Origin of the sequence: Gilvimarinus sp. DA14 (assembly GCF_024204685.1) — a bacterium.
GTDB lineage: Bacteria > Pseudomonadota > Gammaproteobacteria > Pseudomonadales > Cellvibrionaceae > Gilvimarinus.
On the sequence record NZ_CP100350.1, the window covers coordinates 1,195,690 to 1,212,209 of the forward strand.

The 16,520-nt window shown below is 46.4% G+C and carries 17 protein-coding genes; 9 read left to right on the forward strand and 8 right to left on the reverse strand.

Translation table 11 applies throughout. The features are described from left to right. Positions 1–60: 60 nt before the first annotated feature. The 4 genes from NHM04_RS05300 to NHM04_RS05315 form a co-directional block, all read right to left on the reverse strand. Positions 61–3,831, reverse strand: a complete 3,771-nt coding sequence (locus tag NHM04_RS05300) for a hypothetical protein (protein WP_254266000.1) — start codon at positions 3,829–3,831, stop codon at positions 61–63. A 123-nt stretch (positions 3,832–3,954) separates the two neighbouring features. Next, positions 3,955–4,821 carry an IS3 family transposase gene (locus tag NHM04_RS05305; protein ID WP_254266001.1) on the reverse strand — a complete coding sequence of 289 codons (867 nt, stop codon included), beginning with the start codon at positions 4,819–4,821 and terminating at the stop codon, positions 3,955–3,957. Then, positions 4,818–5,126 (reverse strand): transposase, encoded by a 309-nt coding sequence (locus NHM04_RS05310; protein WP_254266002.1) that lies wholly within the window; start codon positions 5,124–5,126, stop codon positions 4,818–4,820. The genes NHM04_RS05305 and NHM04_RS05310 overlap by 4 nt, the downstream gene beginning before the upstream one ends. Before the next feature lie 151 nt (positions 5,127–5,277). Further along, positions 5,278–6,528, reverse strand: coding sequence for a Shedu immune nuclease family protein (locus NHM04_RS05315; protein ID WP_254266003.1), 1,251 nt, complete (start codon positions 6,526–6,528; stop codon positions 5,278–5,280). A gap of 661 nt (positions 6,529–7,189) precedes the next feature. On the opposite strand from NHM04_RS05315, the gene NHM04_RS05320 reads away from it, so the two are divergent. The 3 genes from NHM04_RS05320 (at position 7,190) to NHM04_RS05330 (ending at position 9,357) form a co-directional block, all read left to right on the forward strand. Further along, a complete protein-coding gene (locus NHM04_RS05320; protein WP_254266004.1) occupies positions 7,190–7,951 on the forward strand; it encodes a DUF3577 domain-containing protein in 762 nt (253 codons plus the stop codon). Positions 7,952–8,162: 211 nt separating this feature from the next. After that, positions 8,163–8,408 carry a hypothetical protein gene (locus tag NHM04_RS05325; protein WP_254266005.1) on the forward strand — a complete coding sequence of 82 codons (246 nt, stop codon included), beginning with the start codon at positions 8,163–8,165 and terminating at the stop codon, positions 8,406–8,408. Positions 8,409–9,129: 721 nt separating this feature from the next. Beyond that, positions 9,130–9,357: a hypothetical protein gene (locus NHM04_RS05330; RefSeq protein ID WP_254266006.1), complete on the forward strand. Its 228-nt coding sequence runs from the start codon at positions 9,130–9,132 to the stop codon at positions 9,355–9,357. 460 nt (positions 9,358–9,817) lie between these two features. Here the strand turns inward: NHM04_RS05330 and NHM04_RS05335 are convergent, their stop codons facing one another. Next, positions 9,818–10,060: a hypothetical protein gene (locus NHM04_RS05335; protein ID WP_254266007.1), complete on the reverse strand. Its 243-nt coding sequence runs from the start codon at positions 10,058–10,060 to the stop codon at positions 9,818–9,820. 134 nt (positions 10,061–10,194) lie between these two features. Here NHM04_RS05335 and NHM04_RS05340 point away from each other — a divergent pair, with 134 nt between their 5' ends. The 6 genes from NHM04_RS05340 to NHM04_RS05365 all read left to right on the forward strand — a co-directional run bounded on the left by NHM04_RS05340 (position 10,195) and on the right by NHM04_RS05365 (position 14,007). Next, positions 10,195–10,425 (forward strand): hypothetical protein, encoded by a 231-nt coding sequence (locus tag NHM04_RS05340; protein ID WP_254266008.1) that lies wholly within the window; start codon positions 10,195–10,197, stop codon positions 10,423–10,425. Between the two features lie 390 nt (positions 10,426–10,815). After that, entirely contained in the window at positions 10,816–11,058 is a 243-nt protein-coding gene (locus NHM04_RS05345) for a hypothetical protein (protein ID WP_020208892.1), read from the forward strand. A gap of 77 nt (positions 11,059–11,135) precedes the next feature. Next, on the forward strand, positions 11,136–12,035 hold the full coding sequence (locus NHM04_RS05350; RefSeq protein WP_020208891.1) for an ArdC family protein: 900 nt from the start codon (positions 11,136–11,138) through the stop codon (positions 12,033–12,035). Between the two features lie 72 nt (positions 12,036–12,107). Continuing rightward, the gene (locus NHM04_RS05355; protein WP_020208890.1) at positions 12,108–12,824 is read left to right on the forward strand and encodes an N-6 DNA methylase; all 717 of its coding nucleotides are present in this window, start codon (positions 12,108–12,110) and stop codon (positions 12,822–12,824) included. Between the two features lie 218 nt (positions 12,825–13,042). Continuing rightward, positions 13,043–13,474 (forward strand): antirestriction protein, encoded by a 432-nt coding sequence (locus NHM04_RS05360; RefSeq protein ID WP_020208889.1) that lies wholly within the window; start codon positions 13,043–13,045, stop codon positions 13,472–13,474. Between the two features lie 71 nt (positions 13,475–13,545). After that, positions 13,546–14,007 (forward strand): JAB domain-containing protein, encoded by a 462-nt coding sequence (locus tag NHM04_RS05365; protein WP_020208888.1) that lies wholly within the window; start codon positions 13,546–13,548, stop codon positions 14,005–14,007. Positions 14,008–14,065: 58 nt separating this feature from the next. On the opposite strand, the gene NHM04_RS05370 is transcribed toward NHM04_RS05365, so the two are convergent. From NHM04_RS05370 to NHM04_RS05380, 3 genes are all read right to left on the reverse strand, one after another. Then, positions 14,066–14,737, reverse strand: a complete 672-nt coding sequence (locus tag NHM04_RS05370) for a hypothetical protein (protein WP_020208887.1) — start codon at positions 14,735–14,737, stop codon at positions 14,066–14,068. A gap of 34 nt (positions 14,738–14,771) precedes the next feature. Next, positions 14,772–15,440 (reverse strand): DUF4113 domain-containing protein, encoded by a 669-nt coding sequence (locus NHM04_RS05375; protein ID WP_254266009.1) that lies wholly within the window; start codon positions 15,438–15,440, stop codon positions 14,772–14,774. A gap of 68 nt (positions 15,441–15,508) precedes the next feature. Then, a complete protein-coding gene (locus NHM04_RS05380) occupies positions 15,509–16,477 on the reverse strand; it encodes a cation diffusion facilitator family transporter (protein ID WP_020208885.1) in 969 nt (322 codons plus the stop codon). Between the last annotated feature and the right edge of the window lie 43 nt (positions 16,478–16,520).

Genomic DNA, 16,520 nt, shown 5'->3' on the forward strand with positions numbered 1-16,520 from the left:
CTTAGGTTCTAGTCGCTAGACACCCGGAGGAACCATAGAAAATAGCACTTAAGATATTAGCTAATTCAAATCTACAGTTTGATCATGACGATTTGCATCTGAACGATAATGATCTGCAAGTTCCCTTAATATTTTAGCTGTGCGCGGGTATATCAACTGTACAGACTCTGAATCCTTTTGATACCCCTCAGCCAGCTTCCTTTCTTGATCTCCACCTGCGTGTGGATGCCTAGTAGTAACACCCCTAGAATTTAGCTTTCCGTTGATTATACCGTCTTCAAAAGACTCCGTTTTTAGAGATTCGATAGTGTCCCTAACAGACTTTTTCGGCCAAATTTTATCCTCTTCATCTGGCTGACATTTGGAGAGGTATTTTCCTATGTATAGGTCGCCAATATCTAACCTGCCACATTCAACTAACTGCTCCCTAGCCAATGAAACCCACTCACCAATAAAGTCATCTTCTGGCAAATGGTGTAAAGTATCAAGTATATCCCACGCTGCACTAGCAACTTGTTTCGCCTGTTCCTTAGGCATGGTTTCCTCTTCTTCAACACCGTCTTTTCTTACAAAGACCCACTTTATTAATTGCACAAAGTTCGATGGATCTTTTGCAATTGACTTATGAATAAAAGTTGGTGAGAAATCGTGATGACGAAAAGCTTTTGCATACAGCCATTCAACCTGCAATACCTCTTCGTCACTGCACTGGCCAGAATCCTGAATAAACTTTATTGCCTGAGTAATATCGTGGCTTACAGTCTGTATTGAAACCCTATCTATATCTTCAGGGTTAGTAGCGACCTTTATAAGTATTTGATGAGCAAGTTTGGCATCTAGATCTCCAGCACTTTTTCCACGGTGGAGATATTGGGCAAATGCATCAATGGCAGCTAGAGGTCTGCCATTCTTCAATAGGTTCCTAGAAATATACTCTACCAAGGAGGAATCTTTATCTTGAACAAAGTAATATGCGATCTTGTGCCAATAACTCTCTTTTACGGACCCTTCACACGCATCAAGTATATCGAATGTTTCTTGGGTAACAGGGAAATTCACTAGCATTTGGCTTTTAATGTTTTCATCAACCAAATGATGTTCGCTAATTATTTTCTTGGTACTAGTAAAGTTAGAATGTGCCATTGCTGAAAAATATCCATTTGAGCACTCTTTATAACAGTCATCTTGTCCTAACCAGGCAACCAAATCATCAACGAATAAATCTTTTAGTTTAGACTTATATAATGAAAAACCCACCAGCCGAGGAAACTGACAGTTTTCTAATAGGTCTTTAAAGCCCTCAAATCCAGACTTATCATATAATTCTTCTAGTTTTTCAACTCGCAAAGATTCTAAGTATTCCTGCCTTTCATCATAGGGCACTTTTCTTCTTTTGACAGGGTCAATCAGATCAGGCCAATGATCATCAAAAAGATACTTCGCATTGAGTACGGGGCTATCAAAATCAAGGTGCAGATAAACCTCTTCCAATTTGGTTATCACTTCATCTGGCCATGCCCAATCGGAATCTGAGAACTCTCTATGCCTAGAGATTAAGTCCCTTAAACGCTTAAGTAATTTTTTACGAGAATCTTCAGACAACTTATCGATATCAACTGATAGCAATTTATCAATGATTATTTCGCGCTGAGCAACGGTATAGGAATCGAAGTTACTCGCTAAATCGATGTATCTGTTATCTGGGTCTTTGTCGGCTTCAGCGATCATCATATCAACAATTTTTCCGACATATGAAAAGTAGTCGCTTTGCTTAGTAGTTTTATCAACCCCCTCAGCCCAATGTTGATAATCTGGACTAGCTATCCCACTTGTCGTTCTGGTATTACCGACCAATAATTCACGCATCAACCTCCAGGCAACTTCGGGATACTGTTTTAAGAGGACTTGTTTAATAAGGTTAGCCCGCTCATCATGCGTAGCGGAGCTATATGTAACCCATCCAATAAATATGTCGACTAACGAAGAAAATGGCCTATTACCGTATCTTCCGCCAGGATCTATTTCCGAAAGCCTTGCTAAAGCCTGGCATACTCTAGTGAGGTAGTTTTTATTCCAGGATATGGTTTCTAAAGCCCACAATAGATCAGAGTGGTAACACCCGCCGGCAAAACTATCTTCGGTTTCCGAATTAAATAGGCCAAGCAAAGGTGAGTTTTCACCTAGAGAGGATCTATCTACCGCATCTAGAAAAACTTCTGGCGCAGCTTCCGCTAAAGGTGATGTAGATCTACCAAGTGAATACCAGAACTCCGTCGTGTTATTATCTTTGAAAAGATGATTCAACCAAGTATCAATCTTAATCTTAACCGACACCCCACCAAGCTGAGATACATAATCATCACTATAAGTTGACAGTAAGGCTAAAGTATCAGCTATATCTCTTTTCAATAGCCCAGAATATTTGGGTATATTTCCCTTAACAGACGCCATCCATCTTTCATCTGGATCTAGGTTATACGATGGATCAGTATCTCCTAACACCTTGCCACAAATTTCACCAAGCCTATCGATATGGGACACTGACATTAAGCTTCTAATGTTCAACCAAACGTCAATCTTAGATATCACTTGCCAAGCTGCACCAACTCTTCTGATAGGCGCATCAGAATAAGTGGATAGCTTATCTAGTTGCTTTTCAAGCTGGTCGTAATCCATTCCCGATAAAGCGGACAAAATATCTTTGTCACTGTCATTATTCGAATTCCACTCCGTGGCAAAAAAGGCTGCAAATAATACATCTGCGTCAATCTCTGTTGGCCACTTTGGTGCAATATATTCTCTAGGCCTTAAAATTTCATGTCTCAGAAGTGGCTCCAAATAGCCTTTAGTATCAGAATATAACTTAGAGGCCTGACTATCATTAAAGCCGAGTTTTTGTATCGCCTCCTGCTGAATCAACCTAGGCCGCTTATCTAAACGGATAAGAGGGGTTTTCTGGCTTGATTCATTTGTAGGCAATATCACAGTATGCCCATTACTAACTGCATCACCGACCCCGTTTGGCTGGAAATTAATTGGCATTAGTATGAGCGGAGATTTAGATGATGCAATATCGTCCCAAGCCGGCTGGTTGAGCACTGCTAGAAATTTGGAGCTTAGTGAATCATCATTTAAAATGACCGAAAGAATAAACCCTTGAGATTCATTGATAGACTTGGCACATACTGTATAGCTGGCGGAGTTGCCCATTAAAGAATCTTTTAAGCGATCAGCTTGCTCATCCCTGTTGTGGAGAAAAAAATCACCAGTGAGTGAAATCTCTGTGATATTGGAAAACTTTGACCAGCTCTGTTCAATATCCCATAAATTAGGACACCGTTTACCTATTAACTCTGCAAACCAACGATGTACCGCCGGGCACTGCTCCAGCCAGTCACACAGAACTTTTGCATTGATTGCTTTTACGCTACCCCATTTTTCTTCAAGGTTCTTCTCGGCTTCCCACTTGGATCTATCTTTCCAATGTCTCGATGTTACAAAAACGTAGGTAGTGTTATTTTTATCAAATGGGTCAGGATCCTTGGTTCGCTTTTCATAATCATCATTTGCTTTTGAGTTGACGCTTTTGTCGGTTCCAAACTCCCAAGCCGACACTCCCGATGGCACAAATAAATTACCCTGATCAACTTCCAACTCTCCATCCCAACCACCTGTAGATACTGAATCCCCAAAGGGGAAGTCGATTTTATTCGGACTGCATGAAGCTAAGATAAGTTTATAAATAAGCTGAGGAAGCAACTCTTCTGATCTGCGCTTATCTGTCTCAGTCCAGTTTTTTATATCATTCTCCGTGACATGCCATCCAGCCATTGTTATTCCTTTTCGTGAGCGTTAATCATGAATTCAAATTATTTGATCTGTTTGGCCCGAATGAGTTGAGAGTAAACGCGATTTCTAGCTGTTGGTGTTCCCCACAAAAAATAGACACCGTACCTATGCAGCGATAGCTGCCTTCTCTTCAAACTCAACAGGGCTTACCCCGTCATTTGCAGAATGTCTTCTTTTGCGATTGTAAAAAATTTCAATGTAACCAAATATACCTGATCTTGCCTCATCAATCGACTGATAACACTTGGAGTAGATCAGCTCAACTTTGAGTCGAGCATAGAAAGATTCCATCACGGCATTGTCCCAGCAATTTCCCTTCCTACTCATGCTGCGCGTGATGCCGTGCCGCTCGAGAAAGCTGACGTAGCTGTTTGAGCGATACTGCGTGCCCCGATCTGAGTGAACAATCAAGCCGGGGGTTTTCCCACGAGCATCGATGGCCATTTGCATCGCCTGCGTGATTAGTTCTTCCGTCATACTCGTATCCAGACTCCAGCCAATAATACGACGTGAATAGAGGTCCATGACCGTTGCCAGGTAGAGCCATTGGTGTCGAACCCAGACGTAGGTAATATCCGTGACCCATTTCTGATTGGGTCGCTCCGCCGAGAAATCTCTCCACAGTAAGTTGTCCGCCACGTTGTGCATCGTTAAGGCATGGCCGCTGTAGTTAAACGCTTTACCGTTTCGCGCCACTATCCCCTGCTCCTGCATGATTTTGGCGATAAAGTTAACCGAGCACTTATGCCCGAGCGCATTAAGCTCCTGCGCTATCCTGGGGGCGCCGTAGGTAGCCTCAAACGATTCAAACGTATCTTTAACCAATGAGGTGACCTTCTCTTTACGAGCCTCTCGCTTGCTTTGTGGACCCTCTCGCCACCGATAGAAGCCGGAACGATGAACACCCAGCACCTCGCACATCAGGCTGATGCTGTATTGACTCACGTGATCAAGGATAAGCGCGTACTTCACTCTTGGTCTTTCGCGAAGTACGCAGAAACCTTTTTTAAAAATTCCATCTCCTCTTTCAGGCGCTTGTTCTCCCGCTTGAGCTTACGCAGCTCTTCGCTTTCGGACTTGGAATAATCTACGCCATCGAGGGAGTTAAACTGTTTATCGGAGAGACGATTGAACTGCCTCTTCCAGTTCGAGATCTGTTGAGCGCTGATCCCGAGTTCTTTGGCTACTTGGGCCTGTGTAACGCCCGGCTTTTCCGAGCGCTTAATAGCTTCTTTTCGAAACTCTTCGGTGTAGTGCTGATGCTTTTTACGTGCCATTTTGGACACCTCCATATAGGGCAAATATAACTATACAGGGTGTCTACTTTTTATGGGTAACTTGGCTGTATAACGCCGCCAGCAGGCGACCATTTGTAGTGAAGCAAAGCGCAACGAAAAATGGGTCGCACTGCCTGGCCTTGTTATAAGCTTACCCGCTGATGAGCGATTTAAGCATCTCTATTTTTCTTTTAATCTCATCGAATGTGATTATTTCAACGTCTCGATTATTACTTCTGAATAATTCAAAAGAATACCGTTGTTTTTTCGTTAAAGCTTCGAGAGACCCAACCAAAACGAAGCATTCAGGGTTGCACGACTCAAACTCTTCATCGCTTTCCATTTTTAACATAGCATATGATTTCTGAAATTTATCTCTTTGGTTTAGAACCTGATTAATACACCCAGCCAGCTCTTTGGATGTACTAAAAACATCATTTCCTCTATAAGCTTTATCTTCTAGGAGCTTTGTTCTATGGGTTTTAATCTCAAAAAAGGCAACATTATCACTTAAACTATTTTTAACGAGAAAGTCTGTATACTTTCCATTCTTATTGTCTATTGATTTTCCGCCTGCATAAGCCTCGTCATGGTACAAAATTACTGGCTGGGCAAAAATTGAAGAAAATATCCATGCATTATCTTTGAGATAACCTTGCCATTTCTTCTCTAAAGTTGTCGTATTACTGGATTGTGAGTATAGATCGTCAAATTCCGACAACGCCTTTTCTATGAGTCGGATATCGACAATTTCTTTTGTGCTTTTTAGCGAGTCAGCTGTTAAAAAGTCCGTAGAAGAAGATAAAGATTCAAAAAGCTCTGCTATAGCCTCTTTATCTTGCTCAGAAAATTCATCAATAGAGTTCCCCCAAGTTGCTAAGGATTGTGAAAGAGCGTTTTTTATATATTTGGCTTCTGGCTCTTTTACTTCCTTTGGAAATAGATCATGAACAACCCTCTCCAGTACAACCTGAACCTCAGCTTTGTTTTTGGCAAAAACAGTAGAAAAAGACGAATTAAGCTTTTGTAGCGAGATTTCATTGAGGTATAGAATATTTTTCGAACTATCGATTTTGGTCAATCCACCTTTTTCAACGACCACCTCTTTAAACTTAAAGTTATCATCTATAAATCTTGAAAAAGGCCCCAAAGTTTTAGTGAAACCATAACCAAAAAATGGCGATTTCACCATTCCCACAGGTAGTTTTCCTTTAAATCCAAGAAAAGATATTTTCTTTATAGTCTTATACTTTTGTCCTCCCTCGAAACCTCTGGGATAGTGAACTTCTAAATCTTTATTCTTATAAACTTCCTTGGATAGTTGATCTATGCCAGCGTCGGTATCTACAAAGTGATAGACTTTTTTGGTTTTAAGGTCTTTTTCTAGTTTTTCGTCTTTCATTCGCGCTCCGTCACTATAGATTTGAGCTTATAACAGTGTATTAGGAGGAATTCCGATTATACAACACAGAAATTCACCTTTATTTCTACGTTTATCTTCAAAAAATCATACCAATCTCAATAGGTTAGTGCATCTTTTTCGAGCCCTTGTTGTTGTGGAAACGAAGCCATTGGGCTTAATGAGACCACAGCGAGGCTTTCCATACACTCACGAGGTTAGAAAATATACTATTATTTCAATGGGTTAGAGTGCAGAACACTGAGAAACAAAGACTCATGAGTTTGTTACTCATGGGACCCAATCTTTGAGTTTACCGACAAAGCCATTATGGCCATATATACAAACAGTAAAGTGTTGAGATGTTTGTGAAACCTGCTCCTTCGCAGCGAGGGTTCTATCTAGGCTTCATATTGGCCTCTATTCGCTTTGAAGGCAGGGTTTACAAGCGTCTAAACTTTGCTAGAATCAGAAATGCATAGTGGCCACTGCTATCAGTGGTACCTTTGTTAGAGCTTTCGTGACGCGGCAGCAAGCTCAGGGTTCATCCCGGCGTTCATATCTAGCCTTCGGGCCTAATCAGTTGTACCAACCCAATGGGGAGCATCTTCCCGTTGGGGGCAAGTGTCTCCCCTTTTTTGTTCCTAAAATCAGGAGAGATATCATGTCTTACAACCAATCAAACGATCAACGTTACTTCAATCTTCACCTGGAAGGCTTTGCCAACCTGTACGATGCACGGATGGTTACCCCCAAACAGGGGCAGTCATTTGAGTCATTCCTGCAAGTTCGCGCCACCTTCCTTCAGGGTAAGGCCGAAGACGCTCAGCCGGTTTTTGTCGACCTTAAGGTCACTGGCAAAACCGCTAAAAAAATCATTGAGAAGTTCCAATCCGAAATCGCTGACCGTGACAAGAAGGTCAATGCCGTCCTTAAAGCCGGCGATCTTCGATTCACAGCCAGTTCTCCCGGCCAAGGCCAGGAGGTTCGGGTGTTCACCAGTGCTCGTCTACTGTCCATCAAATATTTGAAGGTAGATGGCCAACAAGTGAACCTGGAGCAATTCAATGATGCTAGTGCTCAAGCAACCGCTGGCGGTTCTTATCAGCCACAAGCGCAGCAAGCCAATCCGGCCGCGGCAAATGCCAACTTACCGGATTCTGTGACGCTGGATCCAGAGGCACCTGATTTCAAGCAGCGTAAAGCTGAATTGAAAGCGGCAGGCTACTCTTGGAACCGCGATCAGGGCGCTTGGGTCGCTCCTCAGAGCCGTCAAGCTCCGGAGAACCAAGCTGCTCCTGCACAGGGCGATGTAGTAAGGCTGGATAAAGGTCAGCCTGATTTTGCTGCTCGTAAAGCTGAACTGAAGAGCCAGGGCTACCGCTGGGATCGTGATCAACAAGCATGGGTTCGTCCCGCGGCTTGAAAGTCCATTCCCATCCAAGTGGCCAAAGGCACCTGGCTGGCAGCATCGCTGTCAGTCCGGGTCGCCTGGATCTTCTACAGTACTCTGACGCGCTGATTTGCCCCTCTGGGCGATTTAGCGCTCCTGTGGAGTCCCGCTTAGCGGGTTCCCTAGAAGGCTTTCTGAGCCTTTTAGGGAGCCCGTTGGGCGTAACGAAGCATAGGAGCACAGTATGAGCACAGCTACAGCATCCATTGGTAATTCTCAGTCCACCGTTTACCCCAACTACCAACGAGCCGTTGGGGCATGCATTACCCAGTACGCCTCTGGTGGCTTAGCACGGTTTGTCGTGCGCTCAATCAGGGGTATCCAGGTATTCAGTGATTTTGATATGACGGTCCGGTCATCCGAGGTCATCGCTACGCTATTCGATATTGAATCAGGTAGCGCGATCCACGCTCCCAAGGAGGCGGCATAGCCGGCGGTGCCGGCATGCCCCTTATTTCACCAGGTTCCGCTGGTGAGCTGATTTTGGTAACATGCTGCGCCTTCGGGCAAGAGCCGCTGTATTACTCAAGACGTGTGATCACCACGGTTTCAGTAATCCAGTTCTCCCGTCCCACTACGGATTTAGTGGACCTTAGCCGCTTATGCGGTTTGATTCAGTCGTACCGGTGAAATACTGAACAAGGCTCTGTTCTGCCCCACAGCCAGGCCTTTCCGGTTGACAGTCAGCAGGTACCCTCCAACCGTCCTGACTGGCTGATTAAACTCGACGATGTGAGAATCGTCCCTTCCAATGTCAACCGAGGTCACACCCGTGGCCTCGGCCTAAAATCGCTTCTGGCAAGGCCTTTGTGATGAGCATACCGGGCAACACCTGGTGTTTTTATCACAGAGGCCATGCCAGTTTGCCAGGTCAACGTACCGCGACACGTACAGGCGCGGGCCATAGCACAATATTGTGCGCTGATATCCAAAGGGTCCGTCACCAGGCGGACCACTTAAGGACCTTGAATCAGGGTCTTTACGTGGTCTGATTGTGCTGCCGGCGAGCCTAAACGCCGACCCTTTTAGCTGTTCATGGATCTGAGCAGGCACTGCCTGTGATAGCAGCAATACGATCCTTTTTTCAAACTGTCCGCCCACTGGGGAATACTCCCCATGGGGTGTTCCCTGTCTTAACCAGGAGCATTCCCATGGCAACTTCCCCACGTTTCAACATTGGCTTCTTTCGGGTCGCCGAATCTCACATTGACGGTGAGTATCACATAAAGGTTTCCGACACCCGCACGGGTGCCACGTCGACCTTTGGTGAGCTTTCACTACTTGAGTATGACGAGCTCTTATCGGGGCTTGAGTCTGACCCATCAATTCACTGTTTGGCCAATCTCACTGATCAATTTCAGGCCTTGGCCAATGGTTAATTTGTTGGATCTTCGATACCTCATTGACTGCAAGAAGAAAGTCAAAGAACTGGCACAGGATCCAGAGTATGCACAGCAAATCCTGGACTGGCTCAACGCCAATCCAGAGATGCGCGATGAACTCTCTGAGGTGTATGTAACAGCCATCAAGACCGTAGAGGTTCAGACGAAGCCTTAGGGCTTCTCTGACCTCCACATCCCGTTAGGAGTGTTTATGTCTAAGGAACGTATCAGCTTGGCGTCCCGTCACCGCCACGCGATGACAGTGGCGTCCAAGCCAAAAGATCGTGAAACCCACACTCGCAACATGTGGTACCGGACCTACCGGTGTTGGAGAGTGGTCTTCCAGGCGGGCATTATGCCCCCATCGTCGGATGAGCAGTACTATGCCGGAGATAAGATTGGATTTTCTGCGGCTAAAGTATTGGAAACCAGGGCGTAGTCAGAGCGCGGTGTGGAGCTATTCGTTCGCACCGCCGCCCTTTTTAAGGTTGATGTCGATGAGATGCCGTAGCAGCACTTCTGCGGCCGAATCACCGGAGAATTGTTGTTTGCTGAGCTCCACGTTCTGTTGATATTGGTCGTGGCTCAAGAACCGCTTACGATCGAGACCAGCCAACTCTTTTAAAGCTTTCTGCTCTCGTTTGTCGAGATATACAGTGCCAGCTGGTTTTGCTTCGGTGGTTGCGACAGTAAGCATCATATGTGGCCCGATTTATTGCATGAGATTCAAGTGTAGCAGAATCAGATGCCAGCTCAATATGAGGCTGTAGCCTCAGGGTTGTAGAGTACTCTAGGCGATTCTATACTGACTTCAGTAATAGATTGGAGGTCACCATGAGCATTGATCAGAACGGACTGAGTACGCCCAACGATCACCTTGGCAACGTCATCCAAGGGATGATTGATCGAGGCAGCCTTAAACCTGAGCAAGTAAGGACGTGGACGTTTGTGGAGCTGTACCATGCGGCCCCGGCCGATTTAACACCCCTGGAGCGTCAAACCCAGGTTGAGTACAAAAATTCAGCCGTGTGGGCTGAGCTTAGAACCAAACATGGATTGCAGTAATGGACTTTGATTCTGTGCCTCACAGTGAAGCGTTTCTGGCCAGTGTTAACTTAGACCTGGCTCTGCGGGGAAAGTCGAGAGAAACGCCCATCCACTGGACTTTTTTAGGGCTGTGCAAGGCACCGCCGGCAGAGCTCACGCCAACCGAGCGCCGGCTACAGCTACAGTATTTGAATTCACCAGATTTTAAGGATCTGCGCGAAAAATATAATATTCCTCGCGCGTTAGTTCCTGGTGGCAACTACCCTTAGTTGCACCTTGAAATGCGGTTGTGATGCCTGAAATACCGCACCCTTAGACGGGGCATCTTCCTTTCAAATAGATTTTCAATCACCCGCTCGGGATATGTCATCCTGAGGATGGTGTGTTCCGAACAAACGGAGATACACCATGATTCTGCAATTCAAAACGAAAGTTCTTCAAAATGGGGATTTTTCTCGCCCTGACTGGCACAGTCACCATGTGCTGAAAGGCAACAATTTCGCGAATGACTTGCAATTCAAGATGGCAATGCGAAAGCTTAATGATTGGCGTGTGCCTAAAGCCATGAATATTTCTAAGCTGCCTGCCAACGTCAAAGTAATTTCAAAAAACAGTTTAATGGCCACAGTTCAAATAGTCGTTAACTCTTAGGTCATCAATTCTCGCACTTAGCTCACCCTTGAGGGACATTCCCTCAGGGGAGGTCCCTCCAAATTTCGGAGGTTACCATGAGCAACCAAACTGACATTCAAGACGTAGTCACCAACAAAATCATTGAGCTGATTGAAGGTGGTGAACTTCCACCCTGGCGTCGACCATGGGATATTTCACAAGATGGCATGATGCCCTATAACGTCTCTACCAAGGCGAACTATAACGGCATTAACATTCTGATTCTTTGGTATGAAGCACTGGATCGAGGTTTTTCCAGTAATGGCTGGGTCACCTACAAACAGGCGCAAGCCTTAGGCGGCCAGGTTAAAAAAGGAGAAAAATCGGTTCGATGTATTTTCTTTAAACCCATCGAGATTGAGTCCGAAGATGGCGACGAGGAATCAAAAATAATCCCTTGTCGTCGTACCTTTTCGGTATTCAACCTTGAACAGGTAGACGGGCTTGATCATTTACTTCCAGGTAAGGCGGACGGTTACTCAGAAGTTGTCGAAGAGGCGACACTGTGTATCGAGCAACTTCAGCGGTATTGTTCGAATGAATCGATCGACGTGAGTCAGCAAGGAAATGTCGCAGCCTACTCACCGAGCAAAGACCTCATTCGATTGCCGACGGGGTTTCACTCTGCTGGTGATCATGCAGCGACCTTTGCACATGAGTGCATTCACTCAACAGGTCATCGTTCTCGGCTGGATCGCTTCGATAAGACAACGTTCAACTTTTCCATGGAGGATGAGAGCTATGCGTATGAAGAGCTAATCGCAGAGCTGGGCGCAGCGTTCTTGTGCGCACAGTTCAACATTCAGGGACAGCATACTCAACACGCCTGCTACCTGAAGCATTGGCTCGGCAAGCTCAAAGAAGATAAGACCTTTTTGTTTAAGGCCTCTGCGGCTGCAAACAAAGCCTTCCAACTCATTCTGCAATCTGCCAACTCAAAGCGCGTTGCAGCATAAACTCACCACTTCCTCTGCAGGGAATCCCCCTGCAGAGGTGGATTCCCTCAGGGGTCATTTCCTGGAGGAATCATGTCGTTTAATACCTCGAACTTCGTTCGTTTGTTCAAGACCATTGCACCACACCAGCACCGATACGAAGTCTTCCGCGACTTTGTGATCCTATCCGCATGCACGCTACAAAATGCGGTTCGTTTCGATCAGGCCATTGAGGATGAGTATCTGCAGGTGGCGGGCAAGTACCAAAAATCTGACCTTGAGGCTATCTCACATCTCTTTGCTGAGGTGGTCATGGGGCTGGAAAAGCAAGTCGGTGACTACCTGGGGGCAACCTACATGTCGCTTGAACTGGGCTCTGATCACATCGGGCAGTTTTTCACGCCCTACGAGGTTAGCCGGATGATGGCCAAGGTAACGGCCGGTGATGATATCGCTCTTCCTGAAGGACAAGATTTCATTACCGTCTCTGAGCCGGCCGCTGGCGCTGGAGGTATGGCCATCGCCTTTAGTGAGGCATTCATGGAGGCCGGATTCAACCCGCAAACCCAGCTTTGGGCCTCTTGTTGGGATATTGACCCAGTGGCGGCCAGGATGTGTTTCATCCAGCTGTCGCTATTGCATATTCCAGCGGAGGTGGTTGTCGGCAACACGCTTAGCGGGAAGGTGTACCAGGTAATGCATACACCAGCCCACCATTTAGGTTTTTGGGATCTGAAGCTTCGCGGCCGCAAAAATACGGCAGCCAATTCGGTTGGAACGCAGGACGCAACTTTGCGCACTGCCGTCTAACTTTTACGCCCCTCGATGAGGGGCACACCCTAAGTGCATCACCAGGTGTATTTAGGATGTGAATCACGGTGGCAACTGCCTTTAGTTGCACCTTGATAGCGGTTCGTTTGCCTGAAAAACCGCACGGGAAACCGAGGCATATCTTGGGCGTTACGCCTACAACCCAACTGGGGGACATTCCCCCAGAGGGGGGAAGTCTCCCTATCTTAGGAGGCTTTATGCAATCCAACGCAGCTGAAGTACAACCGGTAACGGCCGAGGCCGTGCCCACTGAGGAACGAGTCGACACCTTACCGTCGTTCTTTCCATCGTGTTATCTGGAGTTCGAGCTGATGGTGTTTGATGTGGCTCGCACTATTTCGAAGACCTACCAGGGAGTCTCCGGGTACTGGCAGTTCTATCGCTTATCCAACGGGGGCTTTTACATGGCCCCTCATTGCGATGGTGAATTCGAGGTAACCATACCCTTCGGTAATGGCTTCCGGGGATCACTCAGTGCTGATGCTTTTGGCGTGGCCGTGACTCTGTATGCGTACTGTTTCATTGCTGAGAAGTTCCAGGATGCAGATCTGGCGGATCATTATGCTCGGTTATATGACTACATGTCCGATCACAAAGAAGCCGGCAGCATCTGGCAAGCCATTGACTGATTTCATCATCGTTTTATTCAAATCCTGAGCCCTCATCGAGGGCTCTATCTTTTACATTTAGGAGTACTTATATGTCTTACGATCGTTACAAGAAAATTGATAAGCGTCGCGTGATCGACTCACCCAAAAAAGCCATTGCGTATGTTAAGGCTCACTCGATAAAGACAAGAGAGCGTATGCTGTTCTGTCTATACCTGGATGACAACCTGCAGCCATGCTTTTTTGATGCTTATCCTGATGAGATGCAGATGGAAACTGCTACGGCTCAGCGCGATATTTTGCGCAAGGCAATTCAGCTGGGTATCGAGAAAGTGGTGATCGTCACCATGCTTGATTTGGAAAACAGCCAGGTGGGTGATCCGCTCCAGGATCAGTACGAGCTGGTAGAGGCATTGAATGTCGCCGGCATCGAGGCCTTGGATCATGTCATCATGAGCCCAGTGGGCTTTATGGAGGCTACTCGGTCAGTTCTCACCAGCGTAAAACGCAGCTGGCGGAAGGTTCGGCGTCTTCCGGCCCCGGTTGCAGCTTAGCCAAAACCACTGGCCGTCCATTAGGACGGCCATTCAATTAACAGTAGGCTTTAAGTATCTATAAATACATACCGACTTCTTTGCGGTATAAATTTTGAGATTCTACCCAGGAAAGGTTCTTTTCAGAAATTAGACGACAAATATCCAATTGCCTTGCGTGTTCATCCAACTTTTGTCGATTTTTCTCGGACCCTCGATAGACTCCATCGCCATACTCTAGTAACCGGAAAATATTGAGAATTTCATTTCGATGGATCTTTGACGTACCCGTGGTCAGAGGTACTAACATATTTTCATCTTGGCGTAGGTGAATACGATTGGATAATCCTTTGAGGTACAAAGGAACTAATAAGTTATTAACGGCAATGCTTGCGTGCTGTTCTGAGTTAGTAGTCCAAAACCCGTGGATGCTCAACACTCCATTAGCCAAGATTAAATCACAACCCAGCTCACCTTTGACACATTGATTACCATCAAGTCTTTCGTATATGTGAACGCTGCCAATACCGTCGCTATCCAATTTTCCTACGAGCTCAGAAATAGAAGATTCGGTGCTTCCGTCTTGGGCTAAAAGAGCATTGTTGTTTTCCAGTAAAAACCTATTAAGACAATCAGTGAAAAAACGTGATGGCACACGTCCAGCTAGCTTACATAACGTTATAAGACTGAAAGATGGAATACCGTCTAAGGTGGAGTATTCGCCAAAAAAGAAATCGTTACCTTTAGTCATAAGCATCATCCTCTGTCGTAAGAAATAAAAATTATTAACATATCGCTCTTGGAATTTGAGACCAAGAGGTCATGTATCGTGGCGATGCGTAAGACTGCCTCATCGCCCATTTTTTCTTTAAGCCCTCGGCGGCCGAGAAAGCGGTTCCGCTTCCAAACCGCTTATTCACGGCATCCAGTGTCGCCATGATTTTGGTCGATCGGAGTGGCTGCGTTACCTGAAATAAGTCTCCCTGACCATATGCCGGATCGATGAGGTCGACCAGCCCAACACCTGATTTAAGGGTTTGATACCCCTCTTTGTAAAGAGATTGAATTGCTTGCTTGGCGGCACGTGTTATCAGGCGTGTGTTGTCGGTCGGGTAAGGCAATTTCACCGTCACAGACTTGGAGTAGCGCTTTTCCGCAAAGGGCGAGGTTTGCAGGAACACCAAGATCTCACGCATCAGGCGTTTTTGCTTTCGGAGCTTTTCGCAGGCACGCCTAGCATAGAGTGATGTCACCTGCAGGATGGGCTCTATCGAACTCGCCTTCTCGCCAAAGGATCGCGTACAGTAGATTTCGCGTTTAGCCGGCGGCGCATCCTCCAGGGGGAGACAGGAAATTCCGTTCAGCTCCTCGATCGTGCGCTCCAGGCAGACGCTGAAGTGCTGACGATCATGTTGGTCAAACCCCTGCCGACCGCCACCCCAGATATCATCCACTCTGGCTTGTTTTCGAGAAAGAAATACTAGTGGATCGATTCTGGCAAGTGTCTGTGGACTCGTATTGTTCACCTTTGTGTTGGCGCGGTCGGGTTAGTGGAAGCATCCGCAGGGCATGCTTGCGCACTGCCGTGCTTTCTGTTGGTCTGCGTGTCGACACAGCCACTGCCTTCCTGCTCAATTTCAAGTGTTGAGTGGCTGACGTCAAATTGGTCATGAAGCACGCGCTTTAAATTGGTCTTCACCCGTTCAAGATCGGGCAGATTAGCCTTCTTTACGACAACATGTGCTTCCAGTGCGATTGTGTGTTCAGCCAGTTCCCAGACATGTACATGATGGACACCCACAACATCGTCCAATTGTTCCATGGCGCTGATCACCTCATCAATGGAGACTCCGTTTGGTGTGCCTTCCATCAGTAAGTGAATGGTTTTCGGTAGCATACTGAAACCTTGCCACAGCACGTACCCAGCGATCATCAACGTCAGCACAGTGTCCGTCCAGTACCAGCCGTACAGGAGTATCAAGGTCCCCGCTATAACAACACCGACGGACGCCATCGCATCCGACACATTGTGCAAGAACGCGGCCTTTATGTTCATGCTGCTTTTTGACATCGTGTAGGTGAGTATGGCCGTGGCAAGATCTACAATTAGAGCGATACCTGCCACCACAACTATAGTCCAGCCTTCGACGGGCTGCGGAACAAATAGTCGTCCTATCGCCTCGTAGACAAGATACAAACCCACGATTACCAGAGTGACCAGATTGATCAAGGCAGCTATGGTTTCACTGCGTTGATAGCCGAAGGTTTTGAACGCATCGGGTGGTTTTCGACCAATTTTTCGTGCTATGAGCGCGATCGCCAACGACGCGGCATCGCTCAGATTATGGAGCGCATCAGCGATGAGCGACAAACTACCTGAAAGTATTCCGCCAACAACTTGTGCGAGCGTGAGTAATGCATTAACACCAATGGCCGCGACCAAACGTTTGTCGCCCATATCACTGGCACTATGGTTATGTTCATGTCCCACGGGATGACCCCTCTCAGAGTAAACAATTTGTGAAGAGCAGCAG